Source organism: Achromobacter sp. CF-sbj1-Ac2-l, from assembly GCF_052698165.1.
Window position 1 is genome coordinate 479,297 of sequence record NZ_CP199855.1, and the last position, 18,220, is coordinate 497,516.

Here is an 18,220-nt window from a genome sequence, read left to right on the forward strand (position 1 = left end):
GGTGTAAGTGCGATCCCCCTGTCATGTTTCATTCATGAAACGGTCATCATAGCTTCGCGGGAGACGGCGAAAAATAGCGCTGGGCAGACTTGTGCAGCGTCACGCCGGCAAGTGCGTGCGCCATTCATCAATTTCTATAGCCCCACAGCGGGACAAAACAAGGGCAGAACATGCTTTATCCTGAACTCTTCAAGACCATGGAAGCGGTGCGCTGGAACATGGCGCACGATATTCCCTGGGGCGACTTCGATCGCAGCAAGCTCTCGGACGAGCAGGCGCACACGATCAAGATGAACGCCATCACCGAATGGGCCGCGTTGCCGGCCACCGAGATGTTCCTGCGCGACAATCGCGGCGACAGCGATTTCTGCGCGTTCATGTCGGTGTGGTTCTTCGAAGAACAGAAGCATTCCCTGGTGCTGATCGAATACCTGCGCCGCTTCCGTCCCGACCTGGTGCCCACCGAGGAAGAGCTGCACAACGTGCGCTTCGAATTCGACGTCGCGCCCGAGCTGGAAACGCTGATGCTGCATTTCTGCGGCGAAGTGCGCCTGAACCACTGGTATCGCCGCGCCGCCGAATGGCATACCGAGCCGGTCATCAAGGCCATCTACAAGACCGTGGCGCAGGACGAGGCCCGCCATGCCGGCGCCTACCTGCAGTACATGCGCCGCGCCCTGCACAACCGCGGCGAGGACACCAGCGTCCAGGCGCGCCTGGCGTTCTCCAAGATCGGCGTGCTGATGGCCTCGGCCGGCCGCACCCAGCAGGCGCTGCACCCGACCAACCTGCACGTCAACAAGGACCTGTTCCCCAACGACACGGTGCAGTCGCGCCTGCCCGAGCCGGGCTGGCTGGAGCATTGGCTGGACAGCCAGATCCGCTTCGACGGCATCTGGGAACAGAAGGTCGCCACCCGCATCCTGCACATCCTGTCCAAGCTGATGGACCGCAGCTTCGAGACGGTCAAGGACCTGAACCGCTATCGCAAGGAAATGACGGCGCTGGTGGTGCCCAAGGAAAAGGAAATCGTGCTGGCCGGCGCCTGACCGGGCGCCGTCGTACAATCGCGGCATGCCAGCCGCCCGTTTCGAATCCAAAGTCCTGTCCCGCGACGACTGCGTCGCGGCCGTTGCCGCCGGCCGCCTGCCGCGGCCGCTGGTGTTCACCAATGGCGTCTTCGACATCCTGCACCGGGGCCACGCCACCTACCTGGACCAGGCCGCCCAACTGGGCGCCACGCTGGTCGTGGCGGTCAACACCGATGAATCGGTGCGCCGCCTGGGCAAGGGCGCCGAGCGCCCGCTGAACCGCATGGAAGACCGCGCCGCGCTGCTGGCGGCGCTGGGTTTTGTCACGGTGGTCACCTCGTTCCACGAGGACACGCCCGAGGCCCTGATCGGCCAGCTCAAGCCGGACCTGATCGTCAAGGGCGGCGACTACGACATGGAAAAGCTGCCCGAGACCGCCCTGGTCAAGACCTGGGGCGGCCGCGCGGTGGCCATTCCGTTCGAGTTCGAGCGCTCCACCACGGCGCTGGTCAAGAAGATCCAGGGCGCCTGAGCCCGGCGCCACACGCTCAGCGCGGTTCGCGCAGCAACCGGTTGATGGCTTCCAGGTCGGACTCGGCCAGGATGCCGCTGGTGGCCTTCAGGCGCAGCCCCGACAGCACCGTGCTGTAGCGCGCCAGCGCCAGGTCGCGCTGGGTGGCGTAGAGCTGCTGCTGGGCGTTGAGCACGTCCAGGTTGATGCGCACGCCCACCTCGTAGCCGGTGCGGTTGGCCTCGACCGCGGCGCGGCTGGACTTCTCGCCGGCTTCCAGCGCCTGGATGCGCGCCAGGCCGCTGGTGACGCCGGTGTAGTACTGGCGCGCGGCCTGCACCGCCTGGCGCCGCGCCGCCTCGAAATCGTGGCGAGCTTTCTGTTCGAGCTGCACCTTTTCCGTGACCTGCGAGGACACCCCGCCGCCCGAATACAAGGGAATCGACAGCACCACGCCGATGGTGCTGTCGATCGGCTTGCCGGGGGTGGCATTGCGCATCACCGCGTCGCTGGCGCTGCCGCTGGTGGCGCGCAGGTTCAGGGTAGGGTAGTGGCCGCTCTTGGCGATCTGGATCTCGCGGCCGGCGATGCGCGTCAGCAACTGGGCGCGCAGCACCTCCAGGCTGGAGGATTCGGCCTGGTTGCTCCAGTCGGCCACGCGGGCCGGCTGCGGCGCGGGCAACTGCACACCCGGCGGCAGTTCGGCCAGCGCGCCGGGGGCCGCGCCGATGATCCTGGCCAGTTCGTCGCGGCGCACGTCCAGGTCGTTCTGCAGGCGCAGTTCCTGCGCCACCACCAGGTCGTAGCGCGCCTGCGCTTCGTAGGTGTCGGTGATGGTGGCGTTGCCCAGCTCGAAGTTGCGCTTGGCCGACTCCAACTGGCCGGCCACGGCGGCTTTCTCCGCCTCGGTCGCGGTCAGGGCGTCCTGGGCGTACAGCACGTTGAAATAGGCGTCGGCCACGCGCAGCAGCAGGTCCTGGTAGGCCTGCTGCAATTGCACCTCGACATCGGCGACGATGAGCTTGGACTGCTCGTAGTTCTGCCAGCGGCCCCAGTCGAACAGCGGCTGGCTCAGCGCCAGGTCCCAGACGCCCCGGCCGCCGCTGTAGGCCATGCTCAGGCCGCGGGTGCTGCGGGTTTCCTGGTAGGCGCCGCCGACCCCGGCCGAGACCTCGGGCAGCAGCAGGGCGCGCGCCTGCGGTTCCTTTTCCAGCCCGGCGCGGTAGTTGGCGCGGGCCGCCGCATAGATGGGGTCATTGCCCAGGGCGGATTGCCACACCTGCAGCAGATTCTGCGCGCACGCGACAGACGGGCCGACACTTGCGGCGGAGGTAAAAACCAGTAAAGCCGTAAGCAGTCGGACGCGCATGATCTGTCAGGGGGAGGGGTGCTGCTCCAGGGAATCCAGGGCGGGGGCCCGTGTGGCGGGCGGGCCGGCGTGGCGGGGCCGCACGGCCCCGCCTGGGAACTCAGAACTTGAACTGCGACACCGTGGCGCCGCGCAGGGGCTTGATGACCGTTTCGAACAGATTGACGGTCTCGAAGCTGGCGGCGGTGGTGCGGGTGATGCGACAGGCCGTCATGATGGGGGCCTGGCCGACGACGACGACCAGGCGGCCGCCCACGCGCAACTGGTACTTGAGCGCGTCGGGCACGACCGGCACGGAACCCGTCACCAGGATCGCGTCGTATTCGGTGGAACCCCAGCCGTTGCGGCCGTCGCCGGTTTCGACCTTGACGTTGGTGACGTTGTTCATCTGCAGGTTCTGCTGCGCGAACGTGACCAGGCGGCTGTCGATCTCGACCGAGGTGACCTGCTGCGCCAGGTAGCCCAGCAGCGCGGCCTGGTAGCCGGAGCCGGTGCCGATTTCCAGCACGCAGTCGGACTTGCTCAGTTGCAGTTCCTGGGCCAGGCGGGCTTCGACCTTGGGGGCGAGCATGGTCTGGCGGGTATTGACCGCGTTGATTTCCAGCGGCAGTTCCAGGTCGGAAAACGCCAGGGCGCGCAGGGCCGGCGGAACGAACTGTTCGCGGCGCACATCGAACAGTGCTTGCAGCACGTTGGCGTCCAGGACGTCCCACGGGCGGATCTGCTGTTCCACCATGTTGAAGCGGGCTTGTTCTACGTCGGGCAGGGTCGAAGCGTTCATGACGGTCAGGAAAAAAGCGGAGGAATCAGCCGACCATTGTACCGATTCGTAGCGTCCTGTGACGCCGGGGAGCGGGCCGCCTGGTTACACGCCCGGAAACGGGCCGGCGGTCGCGGCGCTTTCGGACGCAATCACGGCCAGGCGGGCGGGGGAATCCGGCACGGAGTCCCCCCGCCGGTCTCACCACCAGGCGTGGAAGTGGTGCACCGGGCCATGGCCGGAGCCGACCGACAGGCGCTCGGCGTGGCGGATGGCTTCGGTCAGGTAGGCCTTGGCGCGGCGCGCCGCCTCGGGCACGTCCTCGACCTGGGGCAGCAGGGCGGCCAGGGCGGCCGACAGGGTGCAGCCGGTGCCGTGGGTGTTGGCGGTCTCGATGCGGTGGCCGGGCAGCTCGATCATGCGGTCGCCGTCGTGCAGCAGGTCGATGGTGTCGTTGCCGGGCAGGTGGCCGCCCTTGACCATGACCCAGCGCTGGCCCGAATGCGCCAGCTTGTTGCGCAGGCGTTCGGCCACGCGCCGCATTTCCTTGACCGTTTCCACCGGGCGCTCTTCCAGCAGCACGCCGGCCTCGGGCAGGTTGGGGGTGAGCAGCGTGGCCTGCGGCAGCAGCGCTTCGCGCATGGCGCCGACGGCGTCGCGTTCCAGCAGCAGGTCGCCGCTCTTGGCCACCATGACCGGGTCCAGCACCACGTGCGCCGGGGTCCACTTGGCCAGCTTTTCGGCCACCACCTGGATCACCGGCTGCTGGCCCAGCATGCCGATCTTGACCGCGTCGATGCGCACGTCGGCGAACAGGGTGTCGATCTGCTGGCCGACGAAGGCCGGCGGCACCGGCGAGATGCCGCTGACGCCCTGGGTGTTCTGCGCGGTGAGCGCGGCGATGACGGCGCAGCCATAGGCGCCCAGGGCGCTCATGGCCTTGACGTCGGCCAGGATGCCGGCGCCGCCGGACGGGTCGACGCCGGCGATGGTCAGCGCGTTGGGGATCGGGCGGCCGTTGGCGGCCGGCTGGCGGCTGCTCATTTGGCGGCGCCGGGCGCGGCGGTGATCAGGCCCTCGGTGGGCGAGCTGGGCGCGCCGCTGTAGAGCTTTTTCGGCATGCGGCCGGCCAGGAAGGCCTCGCGGCCGGACTCGACGCCCTTTTTCATGGCGCTGGCCATCAGCACCGGGTCGCGCGCGGCGGCGATGGCGGTGTTCATCAGCACGGCGTCGCAACCCAGTTCCATGGCGATGGCGGCGTCCGAGGCGGTGCCCACGCCGGCGTCCACCACCACCGGCACGCGCGCCTGGTCGATGATCAGGCGCAGGTTCCAGGGATTCAGGATGCCCATGCCGGAGCCGATCAGCGAGGCCAGCGGCATCACGGCCACGGCGCCCATGTCTTCGAGCATGCGGCACTGGATGGGATCGTCGGTGCAATAGACCATCACCTGGAAGCCTTCGTCGACCAGGGTCTTGGTGGCCTTCAGGGTCTCGGGCATGTTGGGGAACAGCGTGTGCGGGTCGCCCAGCACTTCCAGCTTGACCAGGGCGTGGCCGTCCAGCAGTTCGCGCGCCAGGCGCAGCGTGCGCACGGCGTCGTCGGCCGAGTAGCAGCCGGCGGTGTTGGGCAGCAGCGTGAACCTGGACATCGGCACGTAGTCGAGCAGGTTGGGCTCGCCCGGGTTCTGGCCGATGTTGGTGCGGCGGATGGCGACCGTGACGATCTCGGTGCCGCTGGCGTCCAGCGCCGCGCGGGTCTGTTCGAAATCCTTGTACTTGCCGGTGCCGACGAGCAGGCGCGACGAATAGGCGCGGCCGGCGATGGTGAGAGTGTCTTGAGTGGTCATGGCGGTGCTTCAAAGAGCGGGCGCGCGCAGCGGGACCCGCGGGGGCTGGCTGATCATCGGGGATCAACGGGTTGATCACGGTTAGGCGAATCATAAAGCACGGCGCGGCGCGGCTGCGACCAAGGCCACGCTGGCGCGTTCCACAAATCGCGCTTGCCGCGCACGACGGGCGGGCGCGAATGAGCGGGTCGCGGACAGGGGTATGCCGCCGGCCCCGCGCCGGGCGGGGGCTTTCGAGCCGCCGGCCCTAGCGCGCCCGCAGGCCGTCCAGGTCCGCGCACAACTGCTCGGCCGCGTCGATCAGGCGCGGGCCGGGGCGGTACAGCGCGTCGGCGTCGATGCCGTAGACGTGGCCGGCCAGCGCCGCCGGCAGGCCCATGGCGCGCCAGGCCGCCAGGTTGCGGGCGGTGTCCGCGGGCGCGGAGACGCCGGCCAGCACCGCGTCGGGCCGCGCCGCCAACACGCTTTCCAGGCCGACCTGCGGGGCCACGACCGGCGCCTGCTCGAAGACGTTGACGCCGCCGCACAGCCGCAGCGCGTCGCTGACGATGCTGGCGTGGTTCAGGGTGTAGATCGGGTCCAGGCCCGCCTGCACGAAGACGCGCACCGGCGCGCGGCCGGCGTAGCGCGCGGCCAGCGCGTCGAGCCGCGCGCGCAGGGCCTGGGCGGCGGGCGCCGCCCGCGCCTCGGTGCCGAACAGCACGCCCAGGCGTTCGACCGCGTCGGGGATGGCCGCCAGCGTCTGCGGGTCGCTGTAGTAGAGCGGCACGCCCAGCTTGTCCATCACGCGCGCCAGCGGCGCGGCGGCCGATGGTTGCCAGGCGATGACCAGGTCGGGACGGGCGGCGGCCACGCGCTCGGGATCGGGCTGGGTGCCGTCGCCGATGACCGGCAGGGCGCGAGCCGCGGGCGGATAGTCGCTGCCCCGGATGGTGGCGACCAGGTAGGCGCCGGCGCCGGCCGCGTAGACCAGCTCGGTGGCGTGCGGCGCGAGGGTCACCGCACGCCGCGCCGGGGCCGCCAGGGTCAGGTCGCGGCCGCGATCGTCGCGCGCGTGGATCGCCGCAGTGGGGCCGGCAGGGGTGTCGGCCGCCGCCGGACCGGGGCCGGACAGCAGCCCCAGGACGGCGAACGGAAGGGCGCGGACGAAGGTCATGCGAGGGATCGATACGGTCGGCGTGGAACAACGCCGACTATATCGGATCGCCGCTCAGTAGCGCAGCGTGAGGGAGGCGTAGAAGTTGCGGCCGGGCGCGGGGTACAGGTTGTACGGACCCGTTTCGCCCATGCTGCCGCTGCGGATGCCGTAGGTGGCGTACTTGCGGTCCAGGATGTTGTTCACGCCCACCGCGCCTTCGATATTGCGGGTGAATTTGTACGCGACCTTGGTGTTGAACAGCACGTAGGCGTCCAGCTGTTTGTCGAACTCGTTGGCCTGGTCGTTGTCCAGGCGCGACTTGCCGACGTATTGCGCGGCCACGTTCCACAGGAACGCATCGGTGGGACGCCAGGTCACACCGGCATTGGCCAGCCACTTCGGCGCCATCGGCACGGTCTTGCCGGCCAGGTCGACGCCGTTGTAGGTGCCCGAGCGGAATTGCGCCTCCATCCAGGTCACGTTGGCGTCCAGCGTCACGCCGCGGACGATTTCGTGATGGCCTTCCAGTTCGATGCCCTGGCGCCGGGTCGGGTCCAGGTTGACGTTGGCGCCGAACATGTCGGCCAGCGGGTTGTACTGGATTTCGTTGGTCAGGTCATAGCGGAACCACGACAGGCGGGCGCTGCTGCGCTCCGATTGCCAGGTCACGCCCAGTTCCTTGTCGGTGGAGGTCTGCGGCGCCAGCGGGTTCTGCACCCACAGCAATTCGTCGCTGTTGGCCAGGCGGAAGCTGCGGCCGACCTTGCCGTACACGCCGAAGCCGTTGCTCAGATCCTGGCGCACGCCCAACTGCCAGGCAGTCAGGTGGTGGCCGCTGTCCGAGGGGTTGCCGCCCGAGCCGGCCAGGATTTCCAGCTTGTCCGAGGCATACTGGCGCCGCACGCCCATGGTGACGTTGGTGCTCTCGGTGGCGCGGATCTGGCCTTCGGCGAACAGTCCGTACTGATGCTGGCGCGACTGCATCCTGGATTGGACCGGGTCGTAGTACGCGTCCTGCGTGACCGTGGTCCGGGACTCCAGCGCGTCGGCGCCGAAGACGACGCTGTGGCCGCCGCTGATCGGCAGGCGGTAGCGCAGGCTGGCGCTGTTTTCCACCAGCTTCTGGTCGCGCAGCGTGTCGCCGCCGCTGTCGAACATGCTCGGCGAGGCATAGGTCAGGCCGTGCAGCTTTTTGTTGCGGCTGGCCAGGTCGGCGTAGAGCGTGCCGACGCCCAGCGCCTGTTCGAGTTGCAGACCGATGGTGGTGGACGTGGACTTGATGAAGTCGGCGTCGTTCTTGGAGCCGCGGCGGTCGTCCTGGTACTGGTTCAGGCCGGTGAGCGGATTGATCTGGCGCGGGCCGGGCAGTTCCAGGCGCTGCGTGGTGGTGTTGCCGTACAAGCGGATCGAACCGTCGGCATGGCGGAAGGTGATGCCGCCGCCGCCGCCCTCGCGGGTTTCGGCGTTGTTGTCGCGGTAGCCATCGCTGTGCAGCGATTGCATGTAGGCGTCGACGCCGACCTTCTGGTTGTTCAGGGCCACGGCGGCGTCGTACTGGCGCAGGCCGTAGCTGCCGAAGGTGGCGGTGGCGCGGGCCGTGACCGGCTCCTTGGCGAAGTCCTTGCGGGTGATGATGTTGATCACGCCGCCGGTGGTGCCGCCGCCGTATTGCACCGAACCGCTGCCGCGCACGATCTCGACGCGCTCGACCTGGTCCAGCGGCACCACGCCCAGGTTGGGGGCGGACAGGTCGTTGGGGTTCTGCTTGACGCCGTCGATCATGATCAGCGTGTTGCTGGCGCCGGTCACGCCGAAGCCGCGCAGGTCGACCATGGCGCCGTCCGCCGAGCCGGAGCTGTTGATCAGGTGGATGCCGGCTTGCGTCGACAGCAGGTCCTGCATGGTGCGGGCGCTGCTGGCGGCGATGTCTTCCGCGGTGATGACGGAGATCGACACCGGCAAGGTGCGGCCGTCGCTGGGCACGCGCTGGGCGGTGACGGTGACGGTGTCGAGTTCGGGAGCGGGGGTGGCGGCTTGCTGGGCGGCCGAGAGGGCCGGGGCGGAACAGAGCAGGGCGCCAGCGTAGCGCCGGATGGAGCGGGATTTCATCTACAAGACCTCGATGCGACCCGCGACCCCGCAGGTCAATCACGATGGGGAGGAAACCCGGGGCCACGCCGCGATCCCTGGGGAGCGGGCGCCGGACGGGCGTCCTGGCGATCGAACAGGCCGGTATCGGGCTGCCATGGGCGCATCGCGCGCATGGGGACCGTTGCGGGGGCAGCACAGGCTGGATATCCGGGCCAGCCGGCCTTGTGGGCGGCGGGGCGGATGTCTTCCTGTTTCCCGTTTACCTTTCGCGCGCGGACCGGCAAGTGTTGCGTTCTTGCCTGTCCCTGTGCGCCGAAAGCACCGGTTCGGGGCCGAAACTGTATCACCGGAGGGCGAAACAGGGCCTGTTTTGTTACGATCAGGGGTTGATTTTTCGGCCTTTATCGTTTTTTAGCGACATTTGCGCGGCCGCTTTCGTTGCCCAACCCTCCTTTCGGACCTGAACGTGTCGTATCCCCGCCTGCCTTACCCGCCCGAGAGTTTCACCCGTGGCGGCGATTTCGCCCGCCTGCTGGGCCAGCGCATCCTGATCCTGGACGGCGCCATGGGCACGATGATCCAGCGCTACAAGCTGGGCGAGGCCGATTTCCGCGGCGAGCGCTTCGCCGGCCATGGCAAGGACCTGAAGGGCGACAACGAGCTGCTGTCGCTGGTGCGGCCGGACGTGATCTCGGAGATCCACCGCCAGTACCTGGAAGCCGGCGCCGACGTCATCGAGACCAACACCTTCGGCGCCACCTCGATCGCGCAGGGCGACTACGACCTGCCGGAACTGGCCTATGAATTGAACCTGGTGTCCGCGCAACTGGCGCGCCAGGCCTGTGACCAGTACAGCACGCCGGACAAGCCGCGCTTCGTGGCCGGCGCGCTCGGCCCGCAGCCCAAGACGGCGTCGATCTCGCCCGACGTGAACGACCCGGGCGCCCGCAACGTCACCTTCGACGAGCTGCGCGTGGCCTACATTGAACAGCTCAACGGCCTGCTGGACGGCGGCATCGACATCGTCCTTATCGAAACCATCTTCGACACGCTCAACGCCAAGGCGGCGATCTTCGCCACCGAGGAAGTGTTCGAGCAGCGCGGCATCCGCCTGCCCGTGATGATCTCGGGCACCGTCACCGACGCCTCCGGCCGCATCCTGTCGGGCCAGACCGTCGAGGCCTTCTGGAACTCGGTGCGCCATGCGCGGCCGGTCACCATCGGCCTGAACTGCGCGCTGGGCGCGGCGCTGATGCGCCCGTACGTGGCCGAGCTGTCCAAGATCTGCGACACCTACGTCTGTGTCTACCCCAACGCCGGCCTGCCCAACCCGATGGCCGAGACCGGCTTCGACGAGACCCCGGCCGATACTTCCGCGCTGCTGGAGGAATTCGCCCGCGCCGGGCTGGTGAACATGTCCGGCGGCTGCTGCGGCACCACGCCCGACCACATCCGCGCGATTGCCGACAAGGTCGCGGCGCTGACGCCGCGGGTGGTGCCGGAGATCCCGGTCAAGACCCGCCTGTCGGGCCTGGAGCCGCTCAACATCGACGAGGACACGCTGTTCGTGAACGTGGGCGAACGCACCAACGTCACCGGCAGCAAGATGTTCGCGCGCCTGATCCGCGAAGAGAAATACGACGAGGCGCTGGCCGTGGCCCGCCAGCAGGTCGAGAACGGCGCGCAGATCATCGACATCAACATGGACGAGGCCATGCTGGATTCGGTGGCGTGCATGCACCGCTTCCTGAACCTGATCGCCTCCGAACCCGACATCGCGCGCGTGCCGGTGATGATCGACAGCTCCAAGTGGGACGTCATCGAGACCGGCCTGAAGTGCGTGCAGGGCAAGCCGGTGGTCAACTCGATCTCGATGAAGGAAGGACTGGAGCCGTTCCGCCACCATGCGCGCCTTTGCCGCCGCTACGGCGCGGCGGTGGTGGTGATGGCGTTCGACGAACTGGGCCAGGCCGACACGCTGGAGCGCCGCAAGGAAATCTGCGGCCGCGCCTACAAGATCCTGGTCGAGGAAGAGGGTTTCCCGCCGGAAGACATCATTTTCGATCCCAACGTGTTCGCGGTCGCCACCGGCATCGACGAGCACAACCATTACGCCGTCGACTTCATCGAGGGCACCCGCTGGATCCGCGAGAACCTGCCCCACGCCCGCATCTCGGGCGGGGTCTCGAACGTGAGCTTCTCGTTCCGCGGCAACGAGCCGATGCGCGAGGCCATCCACACCGTGTTCCTGTATTACGCGGTCAAGGAAGGCATGACGATGGGCATCGTCAACGCCGGCCAGTTGGGCGTGTATGCGGACCTCGATCCCAAGCTGCGCGACCTGGTCGAGGACGTGGTGCTGGACCGCGCCGAGCCGGTCGGCAAGACCGACCCGGCCGACGAACGCACGCCGACCGAGCGCCTGGTGCAGTTCGCCGACACGGTGAAGGGCTCGGGCGCGAAGAAGGAAGAAGACCTGGCCTGGCGCAATGCGGAGGTCGAGGCGCGCCTGTCGCACGCGCTGGTGCACGGCATTACCGCCTTCATCGTCGAGGACACCGAAGAGGTGCGCCAGAAGATCGCCGCGCGCGGCGGCCGTCCGATCGAGGTGATCGAAGGCCCGCTGATGGACGGCATGAACGTGGTGGGCGACCTGTTCGGCGCCGGCAAGATGTTCCTGCCGCAGGTGGTGAAGTCGGCGCGCGTGATGAAGCAGGCCGTGGCTCACCTGATCCCCTTCATCGAAGAGGAAAAGCGCCAGATCGCGGCCGCCGGCGGCGACGTGCGCGCCAAGGGCAAGATCGTCATCGCCACCGTCAAGGGCGACGTGCACGACATCGGCAAGAACATCGTCTCGGTGGTCCTGCAGTGCAACAACTTCGAAGTGGTGAACATGGGCGTGATGGTGCCCTGCGCCCAGATCCTGGAGAAGGCCAAGGAAGAGAAGGCCGACATCGTCGGCCTGTCCGGCCTGATCACGCCCAGCCTGGAAGAGATGGCCTACGTCGCCTCGGAAATGCAGCGCGACGAGTATTTCCGCAGCCGCAAGGTGCCGCTGATGATCGGCGGCGCCACCACCAGCCGCGTGCACACGGCCGTGAAGATCGCGCCCAACTACGAAGGCCCGGTGATCTACGTGCCAGACGCCAGCCGTTCGGTGGGCGTGGCCACCAGCCTGATGTCCGACCAGGCGGACGCCTACCTGGCGGAGCTGGCCGAGGAATACGAGGACGTGCGCCGCCGCCACGCCAACCGCAAGGCCGCGCCGATCCTGCCGCTGGCCGAGGCGCGCGCCTCGCGCCCGCGGATCGACTGGGACAGCTACACGCCGCCGCGCCCCAAGTTCATCGGCCGCCGCACCTTCAAGAGCTATGACCTGGCCGAGATCGCGAAGTACGTGGACTGGGGCCCGTTCTTCCAGACCTGGAGTCTGTTCGGGCCGTTCCCGGCGATCCTGGACGACAAGGTGGTGGGCGAGCAGGCGCGCAAGGTCTACGCCGACGGCCAGGCCATGATGAAACGCATCGTCGAGGGCCGCTGGCTGACCGCCAACGGCGTGGTCGGCTTCTATCCGGCCAACAGCGTCAACGACGAGGACATCGAGGTCTACAAGGACGAGAGCCGCAGCGAGGTGCTGTTCACCTACCGCAACCTGCGCCAGCAGGGCGCCAAGCGCGAGGGCGTCAGCAACAAGTCGCTGTCGGACTTCATCGCGCCCAAATCCAGCGGCAAGCTCGACTACATCGGCATGTTCGCGGTGACGGCCGGCATCGGCATCGAGAAGAAGGAAGCCGAGTTCGAGAAGGCGCTGGACGACTATTCCGGCATCATGCTCAAGTCGCTGGCCGACCGCCTGGCCGAAGCCTTCGCCGAATGCCTGCACGCCCGCGTGCGCCAGGACCTGTGGGGCTACGCGCCGGACGAGGCGCTGTCCAACGACGACATGATCGCCGAGAAGTACGTCGGCATCCGCCCGGCGCCGGGCTATCCGGCCTGCCCGGAGCACGTGGTCAAGACCGACATGTTCCGCGTGCTGGACGGCGCCGACATCGGCATGATGCTGACCGACAGCTACGCCATGTTCCCGGCCTCGAGCGTGTCGGGCTTCTACTTCAGCCATCCGCAGTCGCAGTATTTCAACGTCGGCATCATCGGCGAAGACCAGTTGCAGGACTACGCCGCGCGCAGCGGCCGCAGCATCGAGGATCTGAAGCGCACGCTGGCGCCGAACCTGGGCTGAGGCGGGTTCCGCCGCCGCGCCGGGCCCGCCCGGTATCCCAGCGCCACCCCAGCGCCGCCCCGGCTCGTCCGGCGCGGCGCTTTGTTTTACTCGGACGGTTTACCAAATGGATAGTGGTAAACCATGATGTGCCAAATTGGTAAACCACATAATATTTGGTCCAACCACTTTCAACGCCATGACACTACAACTGATCCCCAAGCCCGAGGAACCCGCCAGCAAGCCGGTGGCCGACCGCGCCTACCTGCGGCTGGCCGCGCAGATCCAGGCGCTGGTCGCGCAGGGCGAGTTCGCGGTGGGCAAGCGCCTGCCGGCCGAGCGGGCGCTGGCCGAGCGCTTCGACGTCAGCCGCACCTCGCTGCGCGAGGCCATCATCGCGCTGGAACTGCAGGGCGTGGTGGAAGTGCGCGGCGGCTCGGGCATCTACGTCTGTGAGCCCAAGCCGGGCGTGGCGCGCCTGCCGGCCGCGCAGGAGCCGGGCGCCGGTCCGTTCGAACTGCTGCGCGCGCGCTGCCTGGTGGAATCCGAGATCGCGGCGCTGGCGGCCACGACGCGCAACGACGCCGACCTGGACCGCATCTTCGAGGCGCTGACCACCATGCGCGAACAGATGATGCACAAGGAAGAGAACCAGGAGGCCGACCGCCGTTTCCACCTGTACATCGCGCAGTCCACCGGCAACAGCGTGCTGCTGGGCACGGTGACGGCGATGTGGGACCAGGCGCAAGGCCCCATCTGGGAAAAGATCGAACAGCATTTCCACACGCAGGAATTGCGCCAGGCCTCGCAGGAAGACCATCAGCGCATCTTCAGCGCGCTGGTGGCGCGCGATGCGGATGGCGCGCGGCAGGCAATGCGCAATCACCTCGAACGCGTGATCGGCGAGTTCGCGCAGGGGTGGCGTTGACGTAATACCGGCAGGCGGCCCCCGGCAGAGCGCGGAAGATACCGCGCCCCGGAACCGGGCGACACACATCAGGAGACAACAGGATGCAGCAAAGGAACAAGGGGAGCCGCGCCTGGCACAGGGCGGCGGCGATGTTGTCGGCGTGCGCGCTGACGGCTTATGCGCTGGCGGCGCCGGCGATGGCGCAGGAAGCGCCCGCGGCGGGCCAGAGCGCGCGCATCGATGCGATCCGCAAGGCGGGCGAGCTGCGCGTCGGCGTGCTGCAGAATGCGCCCTGGCTGCTGCAGGACGTGTCCGGCAAGGGCGGCGAGGGCTGGAGCGGCCCGGCCTGGCTGCTGGCCAAGGAATACGCCCGCCTGCTGGGCGTGAAGCTGACGCCGGTGCAGGTCTCGCACGAGACCAAGGTGCCGGTGCTGGCGGCCAACCAGGTCGACATGACCATCAGCCCGCTGGCCGAGACGCCGGAGCGCCTGAAAGTGGTCGACTTCGTGCTGTATTCGTCCACCAGCGTCTGCCTGTTTGGCCTGGCGTCCAATCCCAAAATGGCCGCGGCCAAGTCGGTCGATGATCTGAACCGGCCCGGCGTCACCATCGCATACTTCACCGGCGGCGCCGAGGAAGCCTGGGTCAAGCAGCGCTTTCCCAACGCCACGCTGCGCGCCGTGGCCAACTCGGGCGCCACCGCGCCGATCGAGGAAATCATGGCCAAGCGCGCCGACGCGGCGCCGATCAACCGCGTGCCCTGGGTCGGCCTGAGCCGCAAGGTGCGCGGCCTGACCGCGCTGCCCGCCGAGGCCAACTGCCAGCAGAGCACCGAAAAGGCCTCGCCGGTGGGCCTGGCGATCGACAAGAACCAGCCCGAATACCTGGCCTGGCTGCGGCAGGTGGCCGCCGGCATGAAGACGCGCCTGGACGCCGACGAAATGCGCATCATCGAACAGACCCCGTAGGCCGCTCCGGCCTTTCCCCACCCCACTGGATTCACCGACCCCGCGCAAGGCGCGCGGCCCGGGCGACTGCCCGCGGCCTCGCGCGCCCGCATCCGGCGTCCGCCGCCGGGCTTGCCTCCAAGGAGACCGCAATGCAACCGTCCTTCCTCACCCGTTTCGCCGCCACCGCTCTGCTGCTGGCCGGCGCCGCCACCGCCCAGGCGCAGACGCCGCCCGCGCCCGGCGAGAGCCCGCGCATCGACGCCATTCGTAAGGCCGGCGTGCTGCGCGTGGGCGTGGTCAACAACCCGCCGTGGCTGGTGCAGAACACCACCGGCTCGGGCGAGCCCTGGATGGGCTCGTCGTGGCTGCTGGGCAAGGAATTCGCGCGCCTGCTGGACGTGAAGATCGTGCCGGTGCAGGTCAGCCACGAAACCAAGGTGCCGGCGCTGATCGCCAATCAGATGGACATCATGATCGGGCCGCTGAACCAGAACGCCGAGCGCGCCAAGATCATCGACTTCGTCACGTTCTCGAACACCAGCGTCTGCATGTTCGGCCTGGCGTCCAACCCCAAGTTCACCAGCGCCACCAAGGTCGAGGACTTCAACCAGCCCGGCATCACCATGGCGTACTTCTCGGGCGCGGGCGAAGAGCCGTTGGTGCTGGAGAACTTTCCCAAGGCCAAGCTGCGCGGCGTCACCAACTCGGGTTCGGTGGCGCCGATCGAGGAAGTGCTGGCGGGCCGCTCCGACGTGGCGCCGCTGAACCGCATGCTGTGGCCCAACATCAGCAGGAAGGTCAAGGGCCTGGCCGTGTTCCCCAAGGAAAACGATTGCCAGGACAGCAAGATCTTCGCGATCGACGCGGGCATGGGCGTGGCCAAGAACCAGCCGGTGTACCTGGAGTGGCTGCGCAAGGTGGAAGCGCGCATGCATCCCGAACTGGTGGCCGAAGAACGCCGCATGACGCAGAACCTGAAGTAAGGCGGACACACCATGCTCAATTGCGCGATTCATGGGGCCGAGGACCTGCGGCTGGTGGAACAGGCGCCCGAGCCGCTGGGCCCGACGCAGGTGCGCGTCGGCGTCAAGGCGGTCGGCATCTGCGGTTCGGACCTGCATTACTACCGTCACGGCCGGGTCGGCGACTTCGTCATCCGCGAACCGCTGACGCCGGGCCACGAGGCCTCGGGCCAGGTGCTGGAGGTCGGCTCGGCGGTCACCGCCGTCAAGCCCGGCGACCGCGTGGCGCTGGATCCGGCGCGCACCTGCGGCGTGTGCCGCTACTGCCGCCAGGGCGATTCCAACCACTGCGAGGCGGTGTTCTTCTTCGGCAGCGCCAGCCGCTATCCGCACATGCAGGGCGCGATGCGCGAGCAGGTGGTGGTGCAGGAAAAGCAGTGCGTGCCGGTGCCGGACAGCCTGTCGTTCGAGCTGGCTGCCTTCGGCGAGCCGCTGGCGGTGGCGCTGCACGCGGTGCGCAGCGCCGGCACGCTGCTGGGCAAGACGGTGATGGTGGTGGGCGCCGGGCCGATCGGCGCGCTGGTGCTGATGGCGGCGCGCCTGGCCGGCGCCAGCCAGGTCATCGTGGTCGACATCGTCGACCAGACCCTGGCAACCTGCGCCAAGGTCGGCGCCACGCGCACCATCAACGCCGCCGCCGAGCCGGGCGCGCTGGACGAGCTGGCGGCGGGCAAGGGCACGGTCGATGTGTGCTTCGAGGCCTCCGGCAACTACGCCGGGCTGGCGAACTGCATCCGCGCCACGCGGCCGCGCGGCACCATCGTCACGGTGGGCACGCTGGGCGGCAGCAGCGAGCAGTGCCCGTTCAACCAGATCATGGTCAAGAGCCTGAACGTCATCGGCAGCTTCCGCTTCGTCGATGAATACGCCTGGGCGGTCGACTACCTGGGCCGCGGCCTGGTGGACGTGGCGCCGCTGCTGACGGCGGCGGTGCCGGCGCGCCAGGCGCACGAGGCCTTCGCGCTGGCGGCCGACCGGCGCCAGGCCATGAAAGTGATGGTGACGTTCTGAGCCCGGCCGCGCTCGCGACCGCACGGAGATTCCATGGACTTCGATTTTTCCCCCATCGTCGATAACTGGCGCTTCTTCGCCAGCGGCCTGGGCATCACGGTGGCGCTGAGCGCCGTCACGGCGGTGTCCAGCATCCTGCTGGGCCTGGTGATCGCGCTGCTGCGCCTGTACGGGCCGCGCTGGCTGCGGGTGCTGCTGGTGTTCTACATCGACAGCATGCGCGCCATCCCGGTGCTGGTGGTGCTGGTGTGGATCTACTTCGCCTTCCCGCTGCTGGCCGGGGTGACCTTCGCGCCGTTCTGGGCGGCGCTGGTGGCGTTGACGCTGCACATCGCGGCCTATTCTGCCGAGGTGATCCGCGCCGGCATCGAGTCGGTGCGCCCGGGACAGATGCGCGCCGGCCTGGCGCTCGGCATGTCGCGGGCCCAGGCGCTGCGCAAGATCATCCTGCCGCAGGCCACCATCCGCATGCTGCCGGCCTTCGGCTCGGTGCTGACGGTGGCGATCAAGGACACCGCCATCGCCACGGTGATCGCGGTGCCCGAACTGATGCACAAGGCCGAGACCATCGCCGGGCAGAGCTACCGGCCGATCGAGGTGTTCACCGCGGTGATCGTGGCGTATTTCGTGATCCTGTTCCCGGTGACGCGCGGCGTGGACCGGCTGTACCAACGTTACGCACACCTGGGGCGCTCATGAATCTGGACTGGGGAATTATCTGGGACTCGCGCCAGGTGCTGCTGCAGGGCGCGGCCATGACCGTGATGCTGACGGTGGTGACGATGGCGCTGGCGGTGCCCGGCGGCATGGTGCTGGCGCTGATGCGGCTGTCGTCGAACCGCGTTGCCAATGGCATCGCGGTGGCGATCGTCGAGTTCTTCCGCAACCTGCCGCTGATCCTGGTGATCTATTGGGCGTTCTACGTGATGCCGATGGCGCTGGACGTGCAGTTCTCGGCGGTGACCACGGCACTGGTGGCGCTGGTGCTGAACGTGTCGGCCTACAACTCCGAGACTTTCCGCGCCGGCATCAATTCGATCCGCAAGGGCCAGATGGAGGCGGCGTTGGCGATGGGCATGTCGCGCCGCCAGGCCATGTTCAAGGTGCTGGTGCCGCAGGCGGCGCGGCGCATCCTGCCGGTGCTGGCCAGCACCTGGATTTCGCTGTTCAAGGACACCTCGCTGGTGTCGGTGATCGCCGTCAGCGAGCTGGCCTATGCCTCGATGCAGGTGCGCGCGCAGAGCTTCCGCGTGCTGGAAATGCTGACCGCGATGGCGGTGATCTATTGGCTGATGGGCTATCCGCAGGCCAAGCTGGTCGACTGGATCCACCGCAAATACGGAGTCAAGGAGTGAACG

General features: G+C 68.2%; 15 protein-coding genes. 9 read left to right on the top strand and 6 right to left on the bottom strand.

What is annotated here, in order from left to right; genetic code table 11:
• Positions 1-170: 170 nt before the first annotated feature.
• Positions 171-1,049, top strand: coding sequence for a ferritin (locus ACUDCK_RS02255; protein ID WP_006386867.1), 879 nt, complete (start codon positions 171-173; stop codon positions 1,047-1,049).
• Between the two features lie 25 nt (positions 1,050-1,074).
• On the top strand, positions 1,075-1,563 hold the full coding sequence (locus tag ACUDCK_RS02260) for an adenylyltransferase/cytidyltransferase family protein (protein WP_054503333.1): 489 nt from the start codon (positions 1,075-1,077) through the stop codon (positions 1,561-1,563).
• A gap of 16 nt (positions 1,564-1,579) precedes the next feature.
• Here ACUDCK_RS02260 and ACUDCK_RS02265 read toward each other — a convergent pair whose 3' ends face one another.
• The 6 genes from ACUDCK_RS02265 to ACUDCK_RS02290 form a co-directional block, all read right to left on the bottom strand.
• Positions 1,580-2,911: a TolC family outer membrane protein gene (locus ACUDCK_RS02265; protein ID WP_054503334.1), complete on the bottom strand. Its 1,332-nt coding sequence runs from the start codon at positions 2,909-2,911 to the stop codon at positions 1,580-1,582.
• Between the two features lie 100 nt (positions 2,912-3,011).
• Positions 3,012-3,692, bottom strand: a complete 681-nt coding sequence (locus ACUDCK_RS02270) for a protein-L-isoaspartate O-methyltransferase family protein (protein ID WP_054483542.1) — start codon at positions 3,690-3,692, stop codon at positions 3,012-3,014.
• A gap of 180 nt (positions 3,693-3,872) precedes the next feature.
• A complete protein-coding gene (gene thiD / locus ACUDCK_RS02275) occupies positions 3,873-4,715 on the bottom strand; it encodes a bifunctional hydroxymethylpyrimidine kinase/phosphomethylpyrimidine kinase (protein ID WP_020925371.1) in 843 nt (280 codons plus the stop codon).
• The gene (locus ACUDCK_RS02280; protein ID WP_020925370.1) at positions 4,712-5,521 is read right to left on the bottom strand and encodes a thiazole synthase; all 810 of its coding nucleotides are present in this window, start codon (positions 5,519-5,521) and stop codon (positions 4,712-4,714) included. Before ACUDCK_RS02280 ends, thiD begins: the two co-directional genes overlap by 4 nt.
• Positions 5,522-5,768: 247 nt before the next feature.
• Positions 5,769-6,677 (bottom strand): cobalamin-binding protein, encoded by a 909-nt coding sequence (locus ACUDCK_RS02285; RefSeq protein WP_024067604.1) that lies wholly within the window; start codon positions 6,675-6,677, stop codon positions 5,769-5,771.
• A 54-nt stretch (positions 6,678-6,731) separates the two neighbouring features.
• The gene (locus ACUDCK_RS02290) at positions 6,732-8,768 is read right to left on the bottom strand and encodes a TonB-dependent receptor (RefSeq protein ID WP_020925368.1); all 2,037 of its coding nucleotides are present in this window, start codon (positions 8,766-8,768) and stop codon (positions 6,732-6,734) included.
• A 448-nt stretch (positions 8,769-9,216) separates the two neighbouring features.
• Between ACUDCK_RS02290 and metH the strand changes: the two genes are divergently transcribed.
• The 7 genes from metH (at position 9,217) to ACUDCK_RS02325 (ending at position 18,217) form a co-directional block, all read left to right on the top strand.
• Positions 9,217-12,990, top strand: coding sequence for a methionine synthase (gene metH, locus ACUDCK_RS02295; RefSeq protein ID WP_054503338.1), 3,774 nt, complete (start codon positions 9,217-9,219; stop codon positions 12,988-12,990).
• Positions 12,991-13,168: 178 nt separating this feature from the next.
• A complete protein-coding gene (locus tag ACUDCK_RS02300; protein WP_006386875.1) occupies positions 13,169-13,897 on the top strand; it encodes a FadR/GntR family transcriptional regulator in 729 nt (242 codons plus the stop codon).
• An 83-nt stretch (positions 13,898-13,980) separates the two neighbouring features.
• Entirely contained in the window at positions 13,981-14,847 is an 867-nt protein-coding gene (locus ACUDCK_RS02305) for a substrate-binding periplasmic protein (RefSeq protein WP_054503339.1), read from the top strand.
• Positions 14,848-14,978: 131 nt separating this feature from the next.
• Positions 14,979-15,812 carry a substrate-binding periplasmic protein gene (locus tag ACUDCK_RS02310; RefSeq protein ID WP_024067608.1) on the top strand — a complete coding sequence of 278 codons (834 nt, stop codon included), beginning with the start codon at positions 14,979-14,981 and terminating at the stop codon, positions 15,810-15,812.
• 12 nt (positions 15,813-15,824) lie between these two features.
• Positions 15,825-16,862 (top strand): L-idonate 5-dehydrogenase, encoded by a 1,038-nt coding sequence (locus ACUDCK_RS02315; RefSeq protein ID WP_054483548.1) that lies wholly within the window; start codon positions 15,825-15,827, stop codon positions 16,860-16,862.
• A gap of 33 nt (positions 16,863-16,895) precedes the next feature.
• Complete coding sequence (locus tag ACUDCK_RS02320) at positions 16,896-17,561, top strand: amino acid ABC transporter permease (RefSeq protein WP_006392647.1); 666 nt, start codon at positions 16,896-16,898, stop codon at positions 17,559-17,561.
• Positions 17,558-18,217 (top strand): amino acid ABC transporter permease, encoded by a 660-nt coding sequence (locus ACUDCK_RS02325; protein ID WP_049070959.1) that lies wholly within the window; start codon positions 17,558-17,560, stop codon positions 18,215-18,217. Before ACUDCK_RS02320 ends, ACUDCK_RS02325 begins: the two co-directional genes overlap by 4 nt.
• Positions 18,218-18,220 lie beyond the last annotated feature (3 nt).